Source organism: Buttiauxella sp. B2 (assembly GCF_006376615.1).
GTDB lineage: Bacteria > Pseudomonadota > Gammaproteobacteria > Enterobacterales > Enterobacteriaceae > Buttiauxella.
In genome coordinates this window covers 48,129-71,911 of sequence record NZ_VEXQ01000006.1, presented here as the reverse complement: position 1 = coordinate 71,911, position 23,783 = coordinate 48,129, and the positions used below count along the sequence as shown (strand labels likewise).

Below are 23,783 nucleotides of genomic sequence, written 5' to 3'. Positions count from 1 at the left end.
CCAGTTATTACAAAGTGGATTGAAATGTCACAGCGCAGAACGGGTTCATCATCTCTGATAAAACTGCTGGGAAACTGGCATCAGGATTTACCGCGTACTCCGGTTTATCGGCAACTGGCGGATGGACTGCGATTACTGATTTTGGATGGCCGTTTGCCGCTAGATAGCCGTCTGCCAGGTGAGCGCGAACTGGCAACTGCATTGGGAATCAGCCGCACAACGGTGGCTACGGCGCTGGCACAACTGCGTGAAGAGGGTTATCTGGCAAGTCGACAAGGTTCCGGTTCTGTCACTATGCTGCCGGAAGGTGGGCAAACCGTTTCACCCTTGCCGGGCCTTGCCGCGACTCTTGATCTTTCAACCGCCGCACTCGTCGCCGGACCAGAAATACATCAAGCCTATGCAAATGCGCTGATTGCACTGCCAGAACATCTGGGTAGCACCGGTTACGATCAGCAAGGTTTGCCTGAACTGCGTCGTGTTATCGCGCAACGTTATGCCGACAGAGGACTGTCGACTAATGCCGATCAGATTATGATCGTTAATGGTGCCCAGAGTGGTTTTGGCCTGATTCTGCGCCTGCTGACTGGCCCTGGCGATCGCGTTGTGCTGGATAATCCAACTTACCCAATGGCACTCACGGCAATCAAAGGTGCTTCTTGCCGTGCCGTGCCCGTAAGCTTGACAGAAGAGGGCTGGGATACCGACGGACTTGCAGCAACCATTGCACAAACTTCACCACGCCTGGCCTATTTACTTGCCGATTTTCATAACCCTAGTGGGCGCTGCATGGATGTTGCAACACGCGCTCTTATCGCTGAAATCGCCGCACGAACACGCACGACCATCGTGGTGGATGAAACCATGGTAGACCTGTGGTACGACGTCCCACCACCACCTCCGCTTGCCGCTTTCGATGATGCCGACAGGATAATCACGCTGGGCTCTGCCGGGAAAAGCTTCTGGGGTGGTTTGCGGCTAGGTTGGATTCGCGCCAGCGCACGCACGATTGCATCACTAATTCAAATCCGTGACTCATTAGATTTGGGCTCGCCAATTCTTGAGCAGCTTGCGGCCATCAATTTGATAAACGATGCCGACAACTTTTTGCCAGAACGTCGCGAAATGCTACGTCTGCGTAGAGATGCCTGCGGCGAAGCAATCAAAGAATTATTCCCGGACTGGAAAATTTCCGTGGTACCACAAGGCGGTTTATCCTGGTGGATTGAACTACCAAAGCCGCTAGCGACAGTATTTGCTGCAAGCGCTGAATCTATTGGCATTCGCATTGGTGCAGGCCCACGTTTTGGGACTGAAGGGGCATTTGAGCGATATTTGAGATTACCGTTTACGCTTGAACCCACGCAAACGCGTATTGCTCTGGAACGCTTAAAACCGATTTGGGATAACCTGGTACAGACGAGAAGTGAGTATATTAGAAGAACGGTGGTTTAGCAGTGGTGAATTAACGGTTTACAATATTAAAATGTGAACCTTATTTACCTGAGCGGCACTGACACACTTTTATTTTATTACACCCCATGTAAAACACTTTTAATAACCGTCAGGCAAGACTTTATCAATTGAAATTAGCCTTCCATTTTTCATAGTAATATATCCACCTTCTTTTAAATCAGCCAACACTCTGAATACATGAGTACGAGATAATTTAGTGCGCCGTATAATAAAATTCGCCAGGCCTTCACTTTCTTTCGGATAGGTCTTGGCTCTATAGAGATAACGATAAAGCATGGGTTTAATTGTTTGATAACTGGTGAGCTGCTTTCTTTCCGAGTGAAGATCTAGCGAGAAAATGGTCATAAAAATCAATATACTTGATAAAGCATGCATGTTCTCATTATTTTTAAAGAAAATATCATCAAACTTCTCATAAGAAATTTTAACGACTCTCACCGGCGTCATGCATTTATATTCAAAGCTCACTATCGGACAATGCCGCTCCATCAAACCAATTGGCATGAAGTCAATCACATTGCCAATAGTAAGTTCACGTTCCGCATGTAAAATAGCAATAGAACCTTCAACAGGAACATAAATAAAGCCTGGTGTTATATTTAACTTTCTGTTCGTTGCAAAAATCAACTCTTCGCCACTTTTGCAGATTTCGTTAATCTGATTCTCTATGTTCAGAGATTTATAATAACGGTGAATATTTTCGAAACCAGACTCCATAACACACCCAGTATATATCATCATTCATTATAGTATAGTGCCATCAAATCGAAATGTCTGTACATAATAAAAATAGCAACCCCCTTAAAATATCAATAAAACCGCAGTCCCATATGGGACTACTTCATCATTAGGTCATCGATTAAAGTTGACGGCGTGGTAAATACACCTGTTTTTCAACGCAGTTTATTCAAAATAAAGTGAGGTTTAAAAGATATTTTGTATCTTTTAGACTTTATTAAGCTTAGAGGTTGAATTAATGAGACTGAATCTAATAGCCAAAAGCCTAATTGCTGCGGGCTTACTGACAACACTGTCAGTTACGGCTGCAACCCCAACGTCTGCCAAGGATGCAACGGCTGCAACTAAACAAGCGAATGACGCACTTTACGATCAACTGCCTTTCTCTGATAAAACTGATTTTGCCAATGCGCATAAAGGTTTTGTCGCAGCCCTCCCCCAGGATGTCATAAAGGGCGAGAAAGGTAATGTTATCTGGAACCCGCAGCAATACGCTTTTATTAAAGAGGGAGACAAAGCGCCAGCAACAGTTAATCCAAGCCTGTGGCGTCAGTCCCAGCTAATTAATATCAGCGGCCTATTTCAAGTGACCGACGGTGTTTACCAGATCCGTAATCTCGACCTTTCCAATATGACAATCATTGAAGGTAAAACCGGGATTACCATTGTCGACCCGCTGGTTTCTGCTGAAACGGCTAAGGCCGGTTTGGATCTGTATTACAAAAACCGCGGTAAAAAAACCGTCGTGGCGGTTATCTTCACCCACAGCCACGTTGACCACTACGGTGGTGTGCGCGGTGTGGTTGACGAAGCCGACGTCAAAGCGGGCAAAGTTAAACTTTATGCCCCGCAAGGCTTTATGGGTGCTGCCGTCGACGAGAACATTATGGCGGGCAACGCCATGAGTCGTCGCGCAAGCTATATGTACGGGAACCTGTTACCTGCGGATGCCAAAGGTCAGGTGGGTGCGGGCCTCGGTACGACGACTTCTGCAGGTACGGTGACATTACTGGCACCAACCAACTACATTACCCACACCGGTCAGGAAGAAGTGATCGATGGTCTGACCTATGACTTTATGATGGCGCCTGGTTCGGAAGCTCCGTCAGAAATGCTGTGGTATGTCAAAGAGAAGAAGATGATCGAAGCGGCGGAAGACGTAACCCATACGCTGCACAACACTTATTCCCTGCGCGGCGCGAAAATTCGCGATCCGCTGGCATGGTCTAAATATATTAATGCCGCAATCGATCGCTGGGGCAGCGATGCCGAAATCATCATTGCCCAGCACCACTGGCCGACCTGGGGTAAAGATAATGTCGTCAACTTGATGAAAGGTCAGCGCGATATGTATCGTTACATCAATGACCAAACGTTGCGCATGGCGAACGAAGGCTTAACCCGCGATGAAATCGCAGCAAACTTCAAACTCCCACCGAACCTTGCGAAAACCTGGGCAAGCCGTGGCTATTATGGTTCCGTCAGCCACGATGTGAAAGCCACCTATGTGTTCTACCTCGGCTGGTTCAATGGTAATCCGGCAACTCTTGATGAATTGCCGCCAGTGCAATCGGCGAAGAAATTCGTGGAATATATGGGCGGTGCGGACAGTATTCTGCAAAAAGCGAAGTCTGATTACAGCCAGGGTAATTACCGTTGGGTGGCTCAGGTCGTGAGTAAAGTGGTATTTGCCGATCCCAATAACAAGGCAGCTCGTGAGCTGGAAGCTGATGCACTGGAGCAAATGGGGTATCAGGCGGAATCCGGCCCATGGCGTAACTTCTATCTGTCAGGGGCACAAGAGCTGCGTAATGGTGTTGTCAAAGCTGCAACGCCAAACACCGCAAGCCCGGATACCGTTCGCGCCATGACGCCAGAAATGTTCTTCGATTATATGGCGGTGCACATCAACGGTGAGAAAGCAGCAAATGCCCACGTGGTGCTGAACTTTAACTTCGGCGACCAGGGCGGTAAATACAAACTGGAACTAGAAAATGGTGTTCTTAACCACACGCCAAACTCAGAAGCCAGCAACGCTGATGCAACCCTTAACCTTTCACGCGATACGCTTAACCGCATTGTGCTGAAAGAAGAAACATTGCAGCAGGCGAAGGACAAAGGTGACGTAAAAATCACTGGTGACGCAGGTAAACTGGATGAGGTTCTTAGTTATATGGACAAGTTTAACTTCTGGTTCAACATAGTTACGCCTTAAAAATCACGCCATATCTTGATGCCCTGTGACGCCAGTTGCAGGGCATCATTCTGTTTGTACATCCCTCCTTCCGATCTCAAAAAATCGTCCAGACAGCTTTATTGTTTATGCTTTGATCATGTGCGAAGTAAAAACAGAGTAATGCAGAGATAGGCTTAAACATGCTGGAATTTTGCATGCGCCAGAATTGGGTGGGGGCCCTGCCAGCTACATCCCGGCACACACGTCGTCTGCTGCGGCTGCTTCCTTCCGGACCTGACCGAATTCACAAATTAGTGTTGCGGGAGAACCAACAGGGCCCCCATTGAGAGCGCTAGTTACCTAACGCGCTGGCGCATTATCCATGTTGCCCCAGGCAATTGCAAGCAAGGAGCGGTCAGGTGTTGCTTTCTTGCGCACCCCCTGTTTTTCTTCCTTGTTTGATATCCGCCGATTATCCTAAGTTATAGGCTGTTATGGAGTTTTCTATGGATAACATTGACTCATTCCCACAACGCGTTTACCAGATAGTTGCCGCTATTCCTGAAGGGTTTGTTACGACCTATGGCGACGTAGCGCGGCTGGCGGGTTCACCGCGAGCGGCAAGGCAAGTGGGCGGCGTACTCAAGCGCTTACCCGAAGGAAGCAAACTACCGTGGCATCGCGTGGTAAATCGTCATGGGCAGATTTCTTTGACCGGACCAGATCTGCAACGCCAGCGGCAAGCATTACTTTCAGAAGGCATTATGGTTTCTGGCGATGGATATATTGAAATGGAACGTTATCGCTGGAATTACTAAAAAGCGCCTCCGTAGAGGCGCTTATCATCAGAACTGCGTTGGCGCAGGGACTGCTGAGGAAGGATTCACCTGAGTCGGTGATGTTGATGGAACGGTTGATGCCGCACCACCATTGGCCTGGACTGGAACTGCTGTTTGCTGAACAGGTACCAATGTCAGATCCGCTTTTGCCCCCCCTCCGTTAATCACCGGCTGGATGGTATCGGTGATAAACATCAGTTGGTTGTTCACCGTAATGGCCGCACTCAGGATGATTCGTGCATTAGGTTGAATATCCGCAGGGTTATACGGCAGCACAAAGCTGAACGGTGATTGCTTCCCTTCTGTACGAACGGCTTTCTGCGACAGCACTTTTGACGGAGCATCCGCCAAAGATGCATCAGACAACGTCACGGTGAGTACTGCATCTGGCGGCAACGCGATGCGCTGGCGAATCCATACCGTACCGGAAACGTTAGGCTGCGCAATATCAGACTGTGCAGTAGCTCCTGCCGAAGACGTAGTTGCAGCAGGTGCAGGCGTTGGGACATCAGCACTTTTATGTGCGCATCCCGCCATCGCAACGGCAATGGCTAAACCACTTAACGTGTGCACAAGTTTCATTGATCTGTTCTCCTTATCATCAATGCACCAGCAGGCTACAAGCCCACGAGTAATGAGTGGTTAAACATACTTATCATGCTAAGTGTGGCACATATCACTGATTTTTGCCCAAAAGTGAAACATATCGTCAGGTCGGGCCACTGAGTGGCGATTGTTGAAAACCTGTTATAATCAGGCCAATTGCACCATTTTTACTTATTTTTTTGAGGACCTTTTATGAGTCAGGCGCTCAGCAATTTGTTGGCATTACTCAATCTGGAAAAAATTGAAGAAGGTATTTTTCGTGGCCAGAGCGAGGACTTAGGTTTACGACAGGTATTCGGCGGGCAAGTGGTTGGCCAGGCGTTATATGCCGCCAAAGAAACCGTGCCGGTTGAGCGTCTGGTGCACTCATTCCACAGCTATTTTTTGCGCCCCGGCGATAGCCAAAAACCGATTGTTTATGATGTTGAAACACTACGCGACGGAAATAGTTTTAGCGCCCGCCGAGTTGCGGCTATCCAAAACGGCAAACCTATTTTCTACATGACGGCTTCTTTCCAGGCACCAGAACCAGGTTTTGAGCATCAAAAAGCCATGCCTTCGGCCCCTGCCCCAGAAAATTTGAAGTCGGAAACAGAAATCGCCATGGCGTTTGAAAAGCTTCTGCCTCAGACATTAAAAGAGAAATTTCTCTGTGAAAAACCGCTGGAGATTCGTCCGGTAGTATTTCACAACCCAATGCAGGGACATGTCGATGAGCCCGTACGCCAGGTATGGATGCGTGCTAATGGCAAAATGCCAGCCGATTTGCGCGTTCACCAATATTTGCTGGGTTATGCTTCGGACTTTAACTTCCTGCCAACGGCGTTACAGCCGCACGGCATCGGTTTCCTTGAGCCGGGCATGCAAGTGGCTACCATCGATCACTCGATGTGGTTCCACCGTCCGTTCGATATGAATGACTGGCTACTTTATAGCGTGGAAAGCACTTCCGCTTCCAGTGCGCGTGGTTTTGTTCGTGGTGAGTTTTATTCGCGTGACGGTGTGTTGGTTGCATCAACAGTGCAGGAAGGTGTGATGCGTAAGCGCAGCTAACCCGCAGTTTACATGCAAAAAGGCGGAGCATATGCTCCGCCTTTTTTATCACTGAATAACTTATGCGTTGTACGCGTTTTCGCCGTGGCTGTTAACATCCAGGCCTTCGCGTTCATGCTCTTCGGGTACACGCAGACCCACTGTCAGGTCGGCAACCTTGAAACCGATAAACGCAACCACCGCAGACCACAGAATTGTTACGCCAATGCTTTCTAGCTGTACCAGCACTTGATGGCCCATGGTTACGCCTTCTGCATAGCCCACACCGCCAAGACCAGGTGCTGCGAAGATGCCAGTCATGATACAGCCAATAATACCGCACACCCCGTGGACACCGAACACATCACAAGGGTCATCAACACGCAGCCATTTTTTCAGCAGGGTTACGCCCCACAAGCCTGCCAAACCAGCAACAATACCGATAAGTAATGCACCGCCGACACCGACATAACCACACGCTGGAGTGATACCAACCAGGCCTGCGATAGCACCGGAACACGCCCCCAGCAAAGACGGTTTGCCACGTAATGCCCACTCGCCAAATACCCAGCCAAGCACTGCGGCAGCCGTTGCAACAACGGTGTTTACAAAGGCCAGTGCCGCGATTTCGTTAGCGGAACTGGCTGAGCCGGCGTTGAAACCAAACCAGCCGAAGTAAAGGATTGCTGTCCCCGTAAACACCATCGGCAAGTTGTGAGGCTTGAATGCTTCTTTACCGTAGCCAACACGTTTGCCAATCAAATAAGCACCTACCAGGCCAGCAACTGCGGCGTTAATGTGAACCACTGTACCGCCTGCGAAGTCCATTGCGCCGTGTGTTGCCAGCAAACCGCCACCCCACACCATGTGCGCAATCGGCACATAGGAGAGCGTCAGCCAAATAACCACGAAGATCAATACAGCTGAGAAGCGAATACGTTCAGCCAACGCACCAACAATAAGCCCTACCGTGATGCAGGCGAAAGACCCCTGGAACGCGACGTGAATATATTGGTAGAAAGAACCCATTAATGCCGTGAGTTGGATATTTTTCAACATCACCCAGTCGAAGTTACCGAAGAAGTTACCGCCCGCACCGAATGCCAGCGAGTAGCCGTAAACTACCCACAGCACACAAACCAATGCAAACGTCACAGAAACCTGCGTCAACATCGACAGCACGTTTTTGGAGCGAATCAGGCCACCGTAGAACAGCGCCAGGCCAGGAATTGTCATAAACAGCACCAATGCGGTGCTAATCATCATAAAGGCGTTGTCTGCTTTATCGGCCACAGCCGGTGCCGCCAGAGCAATTGATGGCGCAAGTGCCAGGGCTACAACGCCTAAGATAGAGGCTAATTTCTTCATTTTTTCCATCCCTTTCACGAGTGGCAAGACGATTACAGTGCAGCTTCGTCGGCTTCGCCGGTACGAATGCGGATGACTCGTTGCAACTCAGCAACGAAAATTTTGCCATCGCCAATCTTGCCGGTGTAGGCAGCTTTGCTAATGACATCAATAACTTCATCGAGTTGATCATCGGCAATTGCCACATCAATTTTCACTTTAGGAAGGAAATTGACGCTGTACTCAGCACCGCGGTACAACTCTGCATGACCTTTTTGGCGACCAAAGCCTTTAACTTCGGTGACAGTCAGCCCTTGAATACCGATAGAAGACAGCGCTTCGCGAACGTCTTCGAGTTTGAACGGTTTGATTACCACGGTAACCAGCTTCATAGATCCCCTCCAGTCAGAAATGGGTAATTGCCTCAACAACACGAATTAGATAAAGCAAAGGTCGTGCCAAAAATGAAAAACAGCCATTTTCAGGCTGTTAATCCATATGGAGTGGGGATCCATAGGGGAGGAATAACGATGACTGGGATTAAGAAAGTTCTTAGATAATAAAAACGCACCATTTCAGTGCATGGTGCGTTTCACTTCTGCACCAATGGTGATACCCATTGGTTTTATGCGTGATTTTGGTGCATCAAGCCGTAGCTGACTCTTCACGAGTAGCCGCAGCCAATTCTTCACCCGCTAGTTGTAGTTGGTACATTTGCCAGTAACGACCTTGAGCCGCCAGCAATTCGCTGTGCGTACCACGTTCAACAGCCTGCCCACGATGCAGTACCAGAATCGTATCTGCATCGGTGATAGTTGATAACCGGTGCGCAATGACCACCAGCGTCGTGTGCTCACGTACAGCAACTAGCGCTTGCTGGATTGCCTGCTCGGTACCCGAGTCTATATTGGCCGTCGCTTCATCAAGAATAAGAATCTGCGGCGCATCCACCAATACCCGCGCTAACGCCAGTAACTGTTTTTGGCCGACGGATAAGTTATTGCCCTGCTCACCCAGGCGAGTATAAATCCCCTCGCTCATGGTGCGTGCCAGTTCCGCAAGCTGCACCGTTTCCAGTGCCTGCCAGACAGCATCTTCGCTGATGTCTCGTCCAAGAGTGACATTAGCGAAAAATGACTCTGCCAGAACCACCGGGTCTTGCTGAACCATGGCAACCCCCTGACGCAGCACGCTATGGCTCAGGGTATCCAGCGGGCGGCCATCAAGGCGGATTTCCCCGCTAGTCAGAGGGTAATAGCCCATCAACAAGTTAGCGAGCGTACTTTTCCCACTTCCGGTATGCCCCACCAGCGCAACGAAACTGCGCGCCGGGACATCCAGATTAATGTCTTGCAGCACCAGGCGGTCACCGCGATAGGCAAACGAGACGTTATCAACTTCAATATGGCCACTTTCCAGCGGGCGATAGTCGTTACCGTAATCCTGGCGTTTTCCGTCCATCAACTCGAACACCCGCTCCCCGGCTACTACCGCTTGTTGCAGCATCGACTGTTGGGTAGTGAGTTCAATCAACGGCTCATTCAAACGGCCCAGATAATTGATAAACGCATAAAGTACACCCACTTCGATAGTGCCAACTGAGGTAAAACCGAACAGCATCAGCATCCCGCACAGCACCATTGCAGAAAACAAACTCAGCAATGGACGCAGCAAAAAACCATCGAGGCGCAGGGTTTGCATACGCGCCAGATAATGGGAACGGCTCGCCGCCCCCATGCGTTCGCCAAATCGAGCCTGCTGGCGGAACTGCTGGATAACGCTCATGCCATTAATGACTTCGTTAAAGCCATCGTTGATATCCGCAAGGTAGCTACGCACACGACGAACAATTGGCGTGCTGTAACGCTGGTAGATAAACATCACGATGATGACCGCAGGGAAGATACAAATAGCCACCAGCGCCATGCGCCAGTCGAGACTAAACATCGCCACCAGCATGGCACCAATCAACGCCGCACTTCGCAAAACTGTGGCAACCACCGTCACATAGAGATCGCGAATAACTTCGGTATCGTTAGTGACGCGGGAAATTAGCTGCCCAACGGGTTGGGTATCAAACGTGCTCAGTGGCTGGCGCAGCGCCGCATCCATTACGTCAGTCCGTAATTTTTGCACTACGCCAACTGCGGCCTGGTTAAACAACAGCGCTTGCCAGTAATGCAGCCCCGCCGCCGAAATAGACAACAGCAGATAGGCCGTTGCCAACCCTGCAACTGCCGCGATCGGCAGCCGGTGTTCAGACACCATATTATCAATGAAATAACTCACCAGAATCGGGCCACTGACTTCAGCAGCAGCAGCAATCCACAGCATCACGACCGCACCCGCGAGCGGTTTACGCCACGGTGAGCCATAAGCCAGCAGGCGTTTTATGGTTGGCCATTGCTGTATTGACTTACGCATTGGCGGGTTCCTCGTCTACCGTTGTTTCTGGCACATCATCCAGCGCCGCTTCCAGCTGTTGATAACGATACATGTCGCGATACCAGCCTGACATCCCCACCAGCGCATCGTGCGATCCGCGCTGCACGACATGGCCATGCTGCATAACCAGAATTTCACTGGCTTCTGTCAACGCCGACAAACGGTGTGCGCTGATGATAACGGTGCGGTTTTCACCCCACTGACGCAGGTTATGAAGGATCTGGTGTTCAGTACGCCCGTCAACGGCAGAAAGCGCATCATCGAGAATCAAGATTTCCGCATCGAGCAGCAACGCACGAGCTATAGAAATACGCTGTTTCTGGCCGCCGGAGAGCATCACACCGCGCTCACCGACTTCGGTTTCGTAGCCTTGCGGCAGACGCAAAATATCTTCATGCACGCTGGCAAGCCTGGCGACATGCTCAATTTCTTGCTGTGTTGCCCCTGGTTTACCCAGGGCAATATTACTGGCCACTGTGTCTGAGAACAGGAACGGTGTTTGGTTGACTATAGCCAGGCGACTGCGCCATGAGTCGAGCTGCATCTGCACCAGCGGAATACCGTGGAAGCAAATCTCCCCCTGGTCGATATCAAAATGCCGCTGAATTAGAGACAAAAGGGTACTTTTCCCGGCACCCGTAGGCCCACACAGCCCCAGCATTTCACCCGGCTTTAGGGTAAACGAAACATCCTCAAGCGTTGGGCGTGCAGTTTGTGGATAATGGAACGCCTTAATATTAGCGTCTATTGTGCCACGACCTGTCGGAGCTTCTTTATCGCCATCGGTCACCGACGGCGCTTCGGCTAACATGCTGCGGATACGGCTGTACGCCGCGCTACCGCGCTCAACAATGTTAAACATCCACGCCAGCGCCAGCATTGGCCAAATCATCAGACCGAGATACATCACAAAGCTGGTAAGTTGCCCAAGTGTCAGCGTGCCCTGAATCACCATCCAACTGCCACCGCCAATAGCGAGCAGGTTTGCCGTACCGATGGTGATATAAATCGTCGGATCAAAACGCGCATCAATTCGCGCAACCTTCATGTTCTTTGCTCCGGCATCTTTGGCTTCGGCAGCAAACAGTGCTGATTGACGGTCTTCAAGGCCGAATGCTTTGATCATGCGAATGCTGGATAAACTTTCCTGGGTGCGGTCATTGAGCGTTGAGAACGCGGCTTGCGCGAGTTTAAAGCGTTGATGTAACTGGTCGCCATAACGTTTGATAACTATCGCCATCACTGGCATTGGCAGCAACGCGAGCAGCGTCAGTTCCCAACTGATTTGCGTCGACATCACAATTAGCACCGCGCAGCCCATCACTAATGAATCTACCAGCGTTAATACGCCCTCGCCTGCAGCAAATACCACGCGATCGACATCGTTTGTCGCACGGGCCATTAAATCGCCTGTGCGGTGACGTAGATAAAACTCTGGATGGTGGCGGCTCAGTTGGCGGTAGTAGTCTTCGCGTAATTCAACTGCAAGCTGGTAACTTGCCCCGAATAACAACACGCGCCAGACATAGCGCAGCATGTAAACCACCACTGCAATCACAATCATCAAGCCAATCCACATCAGCACGTCTTTTCCTGAGAGGCGCTGTTGGGTGACACCATCGACAATAATGCCCACGACCTTCGGCGGCACAAGTTGCAAGATGGCAATGATAATAAGCAAGACGACTGCCCCGAGATAGCGTCGCCACTCTCGGGTGAAGTACCAGCTTAATTGAGCAAATAATCGCACGCAGTCAGATTCCTGAAGTATTGTCTGCCGGTCTGGCAGAAAAATGAAATTCTATTGGAGGCCAGCGCGCGTCAATCAGCGCTCTAATGGCAAAGCCGTGGTGTATTTTATCTGTTCCATAGCAAAACTCGAAGTGACATCGGTTAAACCAGGAATGCCGTTGACCAACCGTTTGTAAAAATCATCATACCGTTTCATGTCTTCGACCTGCACACGCATCAGGTAATCGTACTCCCCGGCCATTCGCCAAAAGCCGAGCACTTCAGGCATTTCTTCAACGACAGAAACGAATTTACAGTACCACTCGCTGCTGTGATGCTGGGTTTTGATGAGCACGAAAGCCGTCAACCCAAGCCCGAGTTTTTCCGGGTCTAATAATGCCACTTTCGCTCGAATAATCCCGTCGTCTTCAAGACGTTTTAGACGTTTCCAGCAGGGTGTGGTGGTCAGATTAACGGCATCAGCGAGAGCCTGCAAAGAGAGGGTGCAGTCATTTTGTAATAAGGATAACAGCTTGCGGTCAATTTTATCTAACATGGCGACCTCAGGGAGAAATATTTTCTCCATTGAATGCCTTACGAAGGTCAAAAGGCAACTTTTTTATCTTCCTTTTGCATTATTCTAAGCACAAATAGACAAACCGGACACCATCATGACCAGCACCTGGGTAAACCACGCCATTAGCGAAATTAACGCCGATTACCAACGCTCTGCCGATACGCATTTGATTCGTCTGTCGCTACCTGGTTTCCCCGGTATTCAGCTGTATCTAAAAGATGAAAGTACGCACCCAACCGGCAGCCTTAAACATCGCCTGGCGCGTTCATTGTTCCTTTATGGTTTGTGTAACGGCTGGATTAAAGAAGGCACCACGATTATTGAGGCCTCTTCGGGTTCAACCGCCGTTTCAGAAGCATACTTTGCTCGTCTGCTGGGTCTGCCGTTTATCGCCGTAATGCCTGCCTGCACGGCTAAGCGTAAAGTGGAGCAAATTGAGTTTTACGGTGGCCGCTGCCATTTCGTGGAGAGTGCGTGTGAAATCTACGCCGCATCTGAAATGCTGGAGCGCGAGCTAAATGGCCACTATATGGACCAATTCACTTATGCCGAACGTGCAACCGACTGGCGCGGTAACAACAATATTGCCGACAGCATTTTCCGCCAGATGGAACACGAACCACATCCGGTTCCGGATTACATCGTCATGAGTGCAGGCACTGGTGGTACATCTGCCACTATCGGGCGTTATTTGCGTTACCAGGGTCACCCGACACAACTGGCGGTTGTCGATCCGCAAAATTCAGTGTTTTTTGATTATTGGCAGAAACGCGATTGCAGTTTACGCAGCGCGGTAGGCAGTAAAATTGAAGGAATTGGTCGCCCACGCTGCGAGCCTTCGTTTATCCCTGATGTAATTGACGAGATGATGCGAGTTCCTGATGCGGCAAGTATTGCCACGATGCAGTGGTTAGAAACAATGCTAGGCCGCAAAGTGGGTGCATCTACCGGCACGAATATGTATGGTGTCTTACAACTTGCTGCTCGTATGCGTGCCGAAGGCCGTACAGGCTCTATTGTGACGCTGCTTTGTGATAGCGGTGAACGTTATCTGGAAACTTATTACAACGAAGAATGGGTTAAAGCGAATATTGGTGATTTGCAGCCGTGGCGAGCTGAGATTCAGGATTTGTTGAAGTAAAAAAATGCCGGGCAAAAGCCCGGCTGGCTTAAGGCCTTATCATTCGGGGGAATAAGTGAGGTTTGGTGTATCTAGCCAATGCGTCAAATAATGAGAAACAGCCTGTTTACTGCAATGTCCAATAACAGGTAAATGCGGTAAATCTGCTTTAAGCTGTGCCATCGCATTACCCATGATCAAACCATGGCCCACGCTTGAGAGCATTTCGCGGTCATTCATCGCATCGCCAAATGCCATACAATCTTGCATCGTAAAACCAAGGTGTTGGCTTAATGCATTAAGTGCTGAACCTTTATTACAGCCTGTCGGTAATACTTCCAGACAATCTATCGCCGAGAAACATAGAAACGCGCGATCGCCCAAAGCCTCTTCCAGTTGAACTTTCAAACGCAGAAGATCATCGTGGGGACCACAAAAGCAAATCTTGGTCACTTCATCTGAAGGTATACGTTTAACATCGACAATTTTCGGGCTAAAGCCACTGTAAACGTGAGCTTCAAGCATGTCTCCGACGTCGTATTGCGTTAGCCAGCCGGTATCATTAAACACATGCAGACTGGCTTGAGTATCCCACTGCCCGTGAATCACTATTTCCGCTGCTTCCGAAGTGAGATCCTGCCGATGCAGCAACGTCCCTTCCGTTGAGTGAATACGCGTCCCGTTGCCGGTTATCAAAAAAGCTTCCAGCGACAGCGCACCCAGAATATGGCGCATTTCCAGAACATGGCGCCCTGTGGCAAAAGCTAGTGTTATCTGGCGTTCTTCGCGCAGGCGGTTAAGGGTACGCAGCGTTTCTTCACCAAGATGGTGATTGGGCAATAACAACGTCCCATCCATATCAAATGCAGCCAGACGAGCCATATTCACTCCGATTTGTGACAACTAAAACACAGCTGAGAGTATCACCTGGCATATACGGAACTAATAGTGAATACTTTTCGAAAATTGTTCCGGGTTTATATATGCGGCTTCTAAATCGACTCAACCAATTTCAGCGTTTATGGCAGCCTTCAGCGGGGGAAGTACAACTCGTTACTGTTGCAGAGTTGGCTGCCCGCTGTTTTTGCAGTGAACGCCATGTGCGGACTTTACTCAATCAGCTGCAAGATGCGGGTTGGTTGACCTGGCATGCACAGTCGGGGCGTGGGAAACGCGGTACGCTGACCTTTTTGGTCACTCCGGAAAGCGTTAGATCGGGGATGATGGAACAGGTGCTGCACAAAGGGCAGCATCAGAATGCGCTTGAACTGGCGCAACTGGCACCGGAACAACTGCGCCATCTGCTACAACCATTCCTCGGCGGTCAATGGCAGAACGATACGCCTACTTTACGTATCCCCTATTATCGCCCGCTGGAACCACTACAACCCGGCTTCCTGCCAGGCCGAGCTGAACAGCATTTGGCAGGGCAGATTTTTTCTGGCCTCACCCGTTTTGTCTCGAACAGTGCAGCTCCACAGCCCGACCTCGCTCACCACTGGCAAATCTCCGAAGATGGTCTGAGCTGGTCCTTTTTTATCCGTTCCACGCTTCACTGGCATAATGGCGAACCGGTTGAAACTGCACAGCTACAGCAGCGATTGATGATGCTGTTGGCGATACCAGCAATGCACCGTTTGTTTATCAGCGTAAAAAGCATTGAGCTTGCCCATACACAGTGCATCCGTTTTGTATTGCATACACCGGATTATTGGCTGGCTCATCGGCTGGCGAGTTATTGCAGCCGCATTGCGCATCCCGAAGATACCCAAGTCGGCTGCGGGCCATTTCGCATCAGTAGCTTTAAAGAGAATCTGGTACGCATAGAAAGTTTCGAGTCATATCATCTCAGCCATCCGCTGCTCAAAGCCGTGGAGTACTGGATAACCCCGCAATTATTCGATACCGAGCTGGGAACCAGTTGCCTGCATCCGGTACAAATCGCCATTGGTCAGCAAGATGAACTGGTGCATTTGCGGCCTGTCAGCAATAGCATCAGCCTCGGCTTTTGTTATCTGGCAGTAAAACAGAACTGTAATTTAATGCCTGAGCAAGCTCGCTTTCTGATGCAGATCATCCACCAACATCAGTTGATCGCGAGCCTACCCGTCGACGAGTCTCTGATCACACAAAGCCACGAGATGATCCCAGGCTGGAAGATGCCAGAGTGGGCATCACAAGAAGCGGTAACACTGCCGCCGCAACTAACGCTGGTTTATCATTTGCCAGTTGAGTTACACGTTATGGCACAGCAGCTTAAAACACATCTTGCTGCTTTAGGTTGCGAGCTCACACTTGTGTTTCATGATGCAAAAAATTGGGTGGGATGCGAAGCATTAGCGCAGGCCGATTTGATGATGGGTGACAGATTGATTGGCGAAGCGCCGGCTTATACGCTGGAGCAGTGGTTGCGCAGCGATATTCTATGGCCCGCAGTACTCACAGAAAGTCGGTACACGCAATTGCAGGCAACACTTGATAATGTACAAATCTACCCGGATGAGAATGCACGCAATAACGGGTTGCGGGAAGTGTTCAGCGCGTTAATGCGCGATGCAATAGTATCGCCGCTGTTTAACTATCGTTACCAAATCAGCGCACCACCGGGGGTAAATGGTATTGAGCTTAATGCCTGGGGCTGGTTTGATTTTACGCAAGCATGGCTACCACCACCGACAATGGTATGAAGAAACTGGGCAGCCACATACTCCAAGCGTTAACATATATTTTTATTTATTTGACCCGAGTTGCTTCGAGACGCAGGTAGGCGGCAATCGAGTAAATCCCGATGAGCTTACTCAAGTAAGTGATTCGGGTGAACGAGAACAGCCAAAAACCCTGCATCATGAAGGGCGATGGGTATAACAGGATTACTCATGAAACGTGCAGTTGTCGTCTTTAGTGGTGGTCAGGATTCCACAACCTGCCTGATTCAGGCATTACAGCAGTATGATGAAGTTCACTGTGTGACGTTTGATTATGGCCAACGCCACCGTGCTGAGATTGATGTCGCCCGTGAACTGGCACTGAAACTGGGTGCACGTGCGCATAAAGTCCTGGATGTGACATTGTTGAATGAGCTTGCTGTCAGCAGCCTGACTCGCGATAACATTCCAGTGCCTGACTACGACCCAAAAGAAAATGGCATACCAAGCACTTTCGTTCCTGGGCGCAACATTCTGTTCCTGACTCTGACGGCTATCTATGCGTATCAGGTTGAAGCTGAGGCGGTTATCACTGGCGTTTGTGAAACTGACTTCTCTGGTTACCCGGACTGCCGCGATGAATTTGTAAAAGCGCTGAATCACGCTGTAAGCCTCGGTATGGGCCGAAATGTCCGTTTTGAGACACCCCTGATGTGGCTTGATAAAGCAGAGACGTGGGCGCTGGCTGACTACTGGCAGCAACTGGATCTGATCCGCAAGGAAACCCTAACCTGCTACAACGGTATTCAGGGGGACGGTTGTGGAGAATGTGCTGCCTGCAACCTGCGTTCTAACGGCCTAAATCATTATCTCGCGGATCAACCTGCGGTAATGGCAGCAATGAAAAAGAAAACTGGCCTGAAGTAATCCAGCGGCGTGGTGTCTATGACTGCCACGCCCCTTTCTTCCATATCACTTCAATCATTCCATCATCTGTACTAACTTCTCACGTAGTTCCCCTTCCAGAGGAACTGATTTCTGTGTCTTTAAATCAATGCAAACGAAGGTTAACAGCGCATCTGCTACGATCTCACCTTCCGGTTCAAGTTTCACAACCTGGCTTAATACGCCACTTTTCCCATTAAGTTGCTGCAAAGAACTGTCAATGCGTAGGACATCGCCCAGCACCGCCGGACGGCGATAGTTAATATTGATATTCACGACAATAAACGCGATGTTATTTACCGTCATCCATTGGAAACCAGCCGCATTTTCCAGCCCTTCCCAGCGGGCTTCTTCGAGAAATTCAAGGTAGCGAGCATTGTTAACATGCTGATAAAAATCAAGATGATAACCCCGAACTTTGATTTGTGTTTGCATAGCGCTAAAACCCTATCTTTAGTTTTAATATTCAGGTGAGGTAAGCAGGCCACACCAAACTGGTATGACCTGTCATTCAGCATAGCAAACTTTTTAGACTACGCGAGCCATGAGCATCAAGCGTTAAAGCTTAATGTGAGGCAAATTGCGTTCTACCAACGCACTGCCAATCCCTGGCACCTCCTGCAACTGTTCCAACGCTTTGAATGGGCCGTATTCTTCCCGATAGCTCACAATCGACTGTGCCTTTTTCAAGCCAACACCATTCATTGCTTGTGCCAATGCTTCTGCGCTGCCGGTGTTAATACTCACCACGCCATCATCAGCATCGCTTGGTTTGGCGGCAGTCACCGGGGTTACTGGGGTTTTATCATTGTGCTGTTGTGCCGTATCGTTTTTGACAACGGCAGGGGCGGCAGTTGCTGGGATACAAGCGCTTGTTGCGATTAGTGATACGGCGATGCACATTGCTTTTAATCCACTTTTGATTCCTATGTTCATGCTGTTCCTCCTTGTGTGTTGACAGCGAAGCCACCGTAACGGGAGAAAAAAACAGGAACAAATAGCAAACTTCAAATGTGGAAAAGGCCGCGAAAGCGGCCTTTGAATGTTGCATAGCGTTACAGTGAACTGCGAGAAACGCCGAAGATTGTTACTGCTGGTCGATGCTATCGCCCATCTTAATTTTTGCTTCTTTGCGCAGATTAGCCATCAACGCTTCGAAAGAAATTTGGGCGTTGTTCTGGGTGATCCCCTGAACCATTGCTTTTTTCTGTTCTGCTGGCATATCACCAGGCTTAACTTCATCCAGCGCTAACAATACAACGTTGCCCTGCATGTCATTAGCCACACCGTAGACTGGTTTGTCTTTAGCTGGTAATGGCAGATTGAACGCAGCCTGGCTGATTGGGTCCTGACCTGTACGGGTCAGCGTTTTCGCTTCACCGAAGCTCAAACCAGCCGCTTTCATTTCATCAACACCTTTGCCCAACTTCAGTGCGTTCAGTAGTTTGTCAGCATCCAGCTTCGCTTGTTGCTCAGCTTTCTGGCGTTTCACCTGTGCGATAACCTGGTCACGAACTTCAGCTAAAGGCTTAACAGCTTCAGCTTTATGCTCAGCAATACGTATGATAAACGCACGGTCGCCATCAACGGTGATGATGTCAGAGTTGCTACCCGGAGTACCACCAACACCAACCAGTCCACCATTGAAAATGGCATCTGAAACAGGTTTGAAGTTCAGCTCAGCAGGTAAGTTATCGTGACCAAACCAGCCAGTCTCAACCGCTTTAACACCGGCTACCTGCTCTGCACTAGCCAGAGACTGGTTGTCGTTGCTTGCCGCGTCGCTGACTTTCTGTTGCAGCGCATAATATGCATCGACCGCTTTTTCTTGTTTCACTTTCGCAGCAATGGCGTCTTTCACTTCCGACAGCGGCTTGGTTTGCGCTGGCTGAATGTCGTCGAGACGTACCACTAAGAATCCAACAGAAGATTTGATAACGCCAGACAGCTGACCTTTGTCTTTCAGACCGGCGTTTTTCAGCTCGTCAGGAGTCGTACCTGGCTCCAACCAACCCATATCACCACCTTTGCGGGCGGAAATGATGTCAGCAGATTTTTCTTTTGCCAGTGCAGCAAAATCACCGTTTTTGTTCAGCTCATCAAGAATCGCTTTAGCTTCGGCTTCAGTTTTGGTCTGAATCACGCTGTAGCGGTTACGCTGCGGCTGAGTGAACTCGTCCTGATGCTGGTCGTAGTATGCCTGGATATCAGTATCCGCCACTTCAACCTTCTGGGAAGCTGCATCAAGCATGATGTAGCTGACTTTGAATTGCTCAGGCGCAATGTAGTTGTTTTTGTTTTGCTCGTAGCTTGAGTTGATTTCCTGCTCGGAAGCTTCTTGCTTCGCGGCCAGAGCATTCACATCAATTGTGGCTTCACGAACCACTCGCTGCTGTGATACCAGGGCTGCCAGTTCATCAGTTTCACCGGTCAGCATGAAATCAGTACCCACAACGGCATTAATCAGTTGCTGTGTGGTCAGTTGATTGCGCAGTGCCTGTGCGTACTGATCGGGAGTCATACCCATATTGTTGAGAATAGAGGTATAACGCGCGTTATCAAATTTGCCGTTGTTCTGGAATGCGGGTTCTTTAAAGATGGCTTGTTTGATTTGTTCGTCGCTAATGCCAAGGCCAAGATGTTTGGCATATTGGTCCATTAACGCTTCATCAACCATGCGTGACAGCACTTGCTGGCGCATCTGCTTCATGTAGCCTTCATTACCAGCCAGTACCGAGAACTGCTCGCCAAGTTGCTGCTGCTGGCGATTACGCTCACTTGCAACGGCATTTTCAAACTGACCGCGGCTGATTTCCTGACCATTCACTTTTGCGGCGTAGTTGGCACTACCGCCAATCAGGTAACCACTCACGCCAGTCAAAATGAATGACACGATAATGATCCCGAAAATTATCTTGATTACGAGGCTGTTTGCCGCCGTACGTAAATTGTCCATCATGGTGTAACAACACTCCACTGTAGTGTGAATGGTAAACCCTGCGCAGTCGCTATATGGGCATCCCTGAAAACGCGTACTGCTGTGCCGCTGCGCGCAAGCGGGTATTGTGACAAGAAAATGGGTTCAAAGCATCAAACATGCGCAAAATTAGCCATCAGCCATAAAAAAAGGCACATCTAACGATGCGCCCTGACCTAACTTTACTTGCCTTGCCCTAAAAAACGGACGCTAAATCAGTTAACAGCTTCTTTCAGCGCTTTACCAGCACGGAAACCTGGTACTTTTGCAGCAGCGATGGTGATTTCTTTACCTGTTTGTGGGTTACGACCGGTACGGGCAGCACGTTCACGAACAGCAAAGGTTCCAAAGCCAACCAGTGCCACATCTTCCCCGGATTGCAGAGATTCAGTAACAGAAGCAATCACAGCGTCTAATGCACGTCCAGCCGCGGCTTTAGAAATATCAGCACCTGCGGCAATTTTGTCTATCAGTTGAGATTTATTCACTCTTCTCTTCCTCTCTTTATAATTTATATCGCACCAGTATCCTTCAAAGTGCGACCGCGCAGCAGTTATATCAGGCCTGTCATGCCCTTACAACATCCGATGTGAATGACACGCATCGCCAGCGATCTAAAGTAGCGATACAAAAAAAAGCTGGCAAGTGACAATTCACTAGCCAGCTCTGATTTTATTAACCGAATATGCGTCAGGTCACTATTTTGCGGTTACAACCTGCATTCCGTAAGGCTCATTCTGTAAGGCAAGAGCCAAAACTTCCTCGATGCGCTTCACCGGATGGATATCCAGGTCGGCGAGAACGTTGTCCGGAATTTCTTCCAAATCACGCTTATTTTCATCAGGAATCAGAACAGTCTTAATGCCGCCACGGTGTGCCGCTAGCAGTTTTTCTTTCAAACCACCGATTGGCAGAACCTGGCCACGCAATGTGATTTCACCAGTCATTGCCACATCTGCACGAACAGGGTTACCTGTCAGGCAAGATACCAGCGCGGTGCACATCGCAATACCGGCACTTGGACCGTCTTTCGGTGTCGCACCTTCCGGTACGTGAACGTGGATGTCGCGTTTTTCGTAGAAATCGGCATTAATGCCCAATTTCTCTGCACGCGCACGCACCACGGTCAACGCTGCCTGGATAGATTCCTGCATAACTTCACCCAAAGAACCGGTGTAAGTCAGCTTGCCTTTACCCGGCACACAAGCGGTTTCGATAGTCAGCAGGTCACCACCTACTTCTGTCCACGCAAGGCCAGTCACCTGACCCACACGGTTTTCGCTGTCTGCGCGACCATAGTCAAAACGTTGCACACCAAGGAAATCTTTCAGGTTATCGCCGTCAATTTCGATGTGCTTGAGCGTTTTATCTAGCAGCAGCTGTTTAACCGCTTTTCGACACAGTTTGGAAATTTCACGTTCCAGACTACGTACGCCAGCTTCACGGGTGTAGTAACGAATAATGCCGCTAATTGCACTATCGTGTACCGTGATCTCACCTTTTTTCAGCGCGTTACGCTCAATCTGTTTGGTCAACAGGTGCTGTTTGGCGATGTTCAGCTTCTCATCTTCGGTGTAACCGGACAGACGAATGACTTCCATACGATCCAGCAGTGGTGCTGGAATATTCATGGAGTTAGACGTAGCCACAAACATCACATCACTTAGATCGTAATCGACTTCCAGATAGTGGTCGTTAAACGCCACGTTCTGTTCTGGATCAAGAACTTCCAGAAGTGCAGAAGCCGGATCGCCTCGCATGTCAGAAGACATTTTGTCGATTTCATCCAACAGGAACAATGGGTTTTTAACGCCCACTTTCGCCATTTTCTGAATCAACTTGCCGGGCATGGAACCGATATAAGTACGACGGTGACCACGAATTTCAGCTTCATCACGCACGCCACCTAATGCCATACGCACGTATTTACGTCCAGTCGCTCGAGCGATGGACTGGCCCAGCGAGGTTTTACCCACACCAGGAGGCCCAACCAGGCACAAAATTGGCCCTTTGAGCTTGTTCACACGACTCTGGACTGCGAGGTATTCCAGGATACGATCTTTCACTCGCTCAAGGCCGTAGTGATCGGTATCCAGAATTTCCTGAGCCTGGCGCAGATCTTTTTTCACTTTACTGCGCGCATTCCATGGAACCTGCACCATCCAATCAATGTAACCACGTACCACGGTTGCTTCCGCAGACATTGGCGACATCATTTTCAGTTTTTGCAGTTCAGCTTCGGTTTTTTCACGCGCTTCTTTCGGCATTTTAGCCGCGTCGATTTTGCGTTTTAGCGCTTCGTTTTCATCTGGCGTGTCGTCCATTTCGCCGAGTTCTTTCTGAATCGCTTTCATTTGCTCATTCAGATAGTACTCACGCTGACTTTTTTCCATCTGCTTTTTAACGCGGTTGCGAATACGCTTCTCAACCTGCAGCAGATCGATTTCGGACTCCATCATTGCCATCAGATATTCAAGACGTTCGTTAATATCGGACATCTCAAGAACGGACTGTTTGTCATTCAGTTTCAATGGCATATGTGCAGCGATTGTGTCAGCCAGACGAGCAGGATCGTCGATGCTGTTCAACGATGTCAGCACTTCTGGCGGGATTTTTTTGTTCAGTTTGATGTAGCCTTCAAACTGATTAATCGCGGTGCGTACCAGCACTTCCTGTTCGCGCTCTTCGATAGCCGGCGAATTCAGGTACTCAGCTTGAGCTGAGAAATGGTCACCGTTATCAGAAAGCGTGGTGATACGCGCACGCTGTAACCCTTCAACCAGCACTTTTACGGTGCCGTCTGGCAGTTTCAGCATTTGCAATATGGATGCGACGGTTCCCACTGAGAACAGGTCATTTACACCTGGCTCATCTGTCGAGGCTTCTTTCTGTGCCACCAGCATGATTTGTTTATCATGATCCATGGCCGCTTCCAGGCAACGAATGGATTTTTCTCGCCCGACAAACAGTGGAATTACCATGTGCGGATAAACCACCACATCGCGCAATGGCAATACGGGGATTTCAATGCGTTCAGAACGCTCAGGATTCATAGAGCTCTCTCTTAGTTAAGGTCCGCCTGGTGATGGGGCGACGTCCTCTGTTTATACCCTTCATTCTCTAAGTTCC

Annotated in this window: 20 protein-coding genes and 1 other RNA gene; 7 read left to right on the top strand and 14 right to left on the bottom strand. The window is 49.5% G+C overall.

Translation table 11 applies throughout. The features are described from left to right. The first annotated feature begins 24 nt into the window (after positions 1–24). Complete coding sequence (locus FH968_RS09270) at positions 25–1,455, top strand: PLP-dependent aminotransferase family protein (RefSeq protein WP_139878869.1); 1,431 nt, start codon at positions 25–27, stop codon at positions 1,453–1,455. 99 nt (positions 1,456–1,554) lie between these two features. Here FH968_RS09270 and FH968_RS09265 read toward each other — a convergent pair whose 3' ends face one another. Next, the gene (locus FH968_RS09265) at positions 1,555–2,193 is read right to left on the bottom strand and encodes a helix-turn-helix domain-containing protein (protein WP_139878868.1); all 639 of its coding nucleotides are present in this window, start codon (positions 2,191–2,193) and stop codon (positions 1,555–1,557) included. 259 nt (positions 2,194–2,452) lie between these two features. On the opposite strand from FH968_RS09265, the gene FH968_RS09260 reads away from it, so the two are divergent. Then, positions 2,453–4,429, top strand: coding sequence for an alkyl/aryl-sulfatase (locus FH968_RS09260; protein ID WP_139878867.1), 1,977 nt, complete (start codon positions 2,453–2,455; stop codon positions 4,427–4,429). Between the two features lie 198 nt (positions 4,430–4,627). Here FH968_RS09260 and ffs read toward each other — a convergent pair. After that, positions 4,628–4,724: signal recognition particle sRNA small type (ffs, locus tag FH968_RS09255), an RNA gene on the bottom strand. A 172-nt stretch (positions 4,725–4,896) separates the two neighbouring features. Here ffs and FH968_RS09250 point away from each other — a divergent pair. Beyond that, positions 4,897–5,208 (top strand): MGMT family protein, encoded by a 312-nt coding sequence (locus tag FH968_RS09250; protein WP_139878866.1) that lies wholly within the window; start codon positions 4,897–4,899, stop codon positions 5,206–5,208. Between the two features lie 27 nt (positions 5,209–5,235). Here the strand turns inward: FH968_RS09250 and FH968_RS09245 are convergent, their stop codons facing one another. Beyond that, the gene (locus FH968_RS09245) at positions 5,236–5,811 is read right to left on the bottom strand and encodes a YbaY family lipoprotein (protein ID WP_139878865.1); all 576 of its coding nucleotides are present in this window, start codon (positions 5,809–5,811) and stop codon (positions 5,236–5,238) included. A gap of 216 nt (positions 5,812–6,027) precedes the next feature. Between FH968_RS09245 and tesB the strand changes: the two genes are divergently transcribed. Further along, positions 6,028–6,888: an acyl-CoA thioesterase II gene (gene tesB, locus FH968_RS09240; protein ID WP_139878864.1), complete on the top strand. Its 861-nt coding sequence runs from the start codon at positions 6,028–6,030 to the stop codon at positions 6,886–6,888. 60 nt (positions 6,889–6,948) lie between these two features. Here the strand turns inward: tesB and amtB are convergent, their stop codons facing one another. The 5 genes from amtB to FH968_RS09215 form a co-directional block, all read right to left on the bottom strand. Beyond that, positions 6,949–8,235, bottom strand: a complete 1,287-nt coding sequence (gene amtB / locus FH968_RS09235; protein ID WP_139878863.1) for an ammonium transporter AmtB — start codon at positions 8,233–8,235, stop codon at positions 6,949–6,951. A 32-nt stretch (positions 8,236–8,267) separates the two neighbouring features. Then, a complete protein-coding gene (glnK, locus tag FH968_RS09230) occupies positions 8,268–8,606 on the bottom strand; it encodes a P-II family nitrogen regulator (protein WP_002891893.1) in 339 nt (112 codons plus the stop codon). A 253-nt stretch (positions 8,607–8,859) separates the two neighbouring features. Next, positions 8,860–10,638, bottom strand: coding sequence for a SmdB family multidrug efflux ABC transporter permease/ATP-binding protein (locus tag FH968_RS09225; RefSeq protein WP_139878862.1), 1,779 nt, complete (start codon positions 10,636–10,638; stop codon positions 8,860–8,862). Beyond that, on the bottom strand, positions 10,631–12,409 hold the full coding sequence (locus FH968_RS09220; RefSeq protein WP_139878861.1) for a SmdA family multidrug ABC transporter permease/ATP-binding protein: 1,779 nt from the start codon (positions 12,407–12,409) through the stop codon (positions 10,631–10,633). The genes FH968_RS09225 and FH968_RS09220 overlap by 8 nt, the downstream gene beginning before the upstream one ends. Positions 12,410–12,484: 75 nt before the next feature. Then, positions 12,485–12,946, bottom strand: a complete 462-nt coding sequence (locus FH968_RS09215) for an Lrp/AsnC family transcriptional regulator (protein ID WP_189389047.1) — start codon at positions 12,944–12,946, stop codon at positions 12,485–12,487. A gap of 115 nt (positions 12,947–13,061) precedes the next feature. Between FH968_RS09215 and FH968_RS09210 the strand changes: the two genes are divergently transcribed. Next, on the top strand, positions 13,062–14,108 hold the full coding sequence (locus tag FH968_RS09210) for a PLP-dependent cysteine synthase family protein (protein ID WP_139878859.1): 1,047 nt from the start codon (positions 13,062–13,064) through the stop codon (positions 14,106–14,108). Between the two features lie 39 nt (positions 14,109–14,147). Here the strand turns inward: FH968_RS09210 and cof are convergent, their stop codons facing one another. Next, positions 14,148–14,969 (bottom strand): HMP-PP phosphatase, encoded by an 822-nt coding sequence (gene cof, locus FH968_RS09205; RefSeq protein ID WP_139878858.1) that lies wholly within the window; start codon positions 14,967–14,969, stop codon positions 14,148–14,150. Positions 14,970–15,070: 101 nt separating this feature from the next. Here cof and FH968_RS09200 point away from each other — a divergent pair, with 101 nt between their 5' ends. Continuing rightward, the gene (locus tag FH968_RS09200) at positions 15,071–16,774 is read left to right on the top strand and encodes an SgrR family transcriptional regulator (protein ID WP_139878857.1); all 1,704 of its coding nucleotides are present in this window, start codon (positions 15,071–15,073) and stop codon (positions 16,772–16,774) included. Between the two features lie 189 nt (positions 16,775–16,963). Then, positions 16,964–17,659: a 7-cyano-7-deazaguanine synthase QueC gene (gene queC, locus FH968_RS09195; protein ID WP_139878856.1), complete on the top strand. Its 696-nt coding sequence runs from the start codon at positions 16,964–16,966 to the stop codon at positions 17,657–17,659. Between the two features lie 54 nt (positions 17,660–17,713). On the opposite strand, the gene FH968_RS09190 is transcribed toward queC, so the two are convergent. The 5 genes from FH968_RS09190 to lon form a co-directional block, all read right to left on the bottom strand. Then, positions 17,714–18,112: a YbgC/FadM family acyl-CoA thioesterase gene (locus tag FH968_RS09190; RefSeq protein ID WP_139878855.1), complete on the bottom strand. Its 399-nt coding sequence runs from the start codon at positions 18,110–18,112 to the stop codon at positions 17,714–17,716. A gap of 123 nt (positions 18,113–18,235) precedes the next feature. Next, positions 18,236–18,601 (bottom strand): helix-hairpin-helix domain-containing protein, encoded by a 366-nt coding sequence (locus FH968_RS09185; RefSeq protein ID WP_139879005.1) that lies wholly within the window; start codon positions 18,599–18,601, stop codon positions 18,236–18,238. 163 nt (positions 18,602–18,764) lie between these two features. Then, positions 18,765–20,636 carry a peptidylprolyl isomerase gene (gene ppiD / locus FH968_RS09180; RefSeq protein WP_139878854.1) on the bottom strand — a complete coding sequence of 624 codons (1,872 nt, stop codon included), beginning with the start codon at positions 20,634–20,636 and terminating at the stop codon, positions 18,765–18,767. 233 nt (positions 20,637–20,869) lie between these two features. Next, positions 20,870–21,142 carry a nucleoid-associated protein HU-beta gene (gene hupB / locus FH968_RS09175; RefSeq protein WP_034457998.1) on the bottom strand — a complete coding sequence of 91 codons (273 nt, stop codon included), beginning with the start codon at positions 21,140–21,142 and terminating at the stop codon, positions 20,870–20,872. Between the two features lie 210 nt (positions 21,143–21,352). Next, complete coding sequence (gene lon / locus FH968_RS09170) at positions 21,353–23,707, bottom strand: endopeptidase La (protein WP_139878853.1); 2,355 nt, start codon at positions 23,705–23,707, stop codon at positions 21,353–21,355. Positions 23,708–23,783 lie beyond the last annotated feature (76 nt).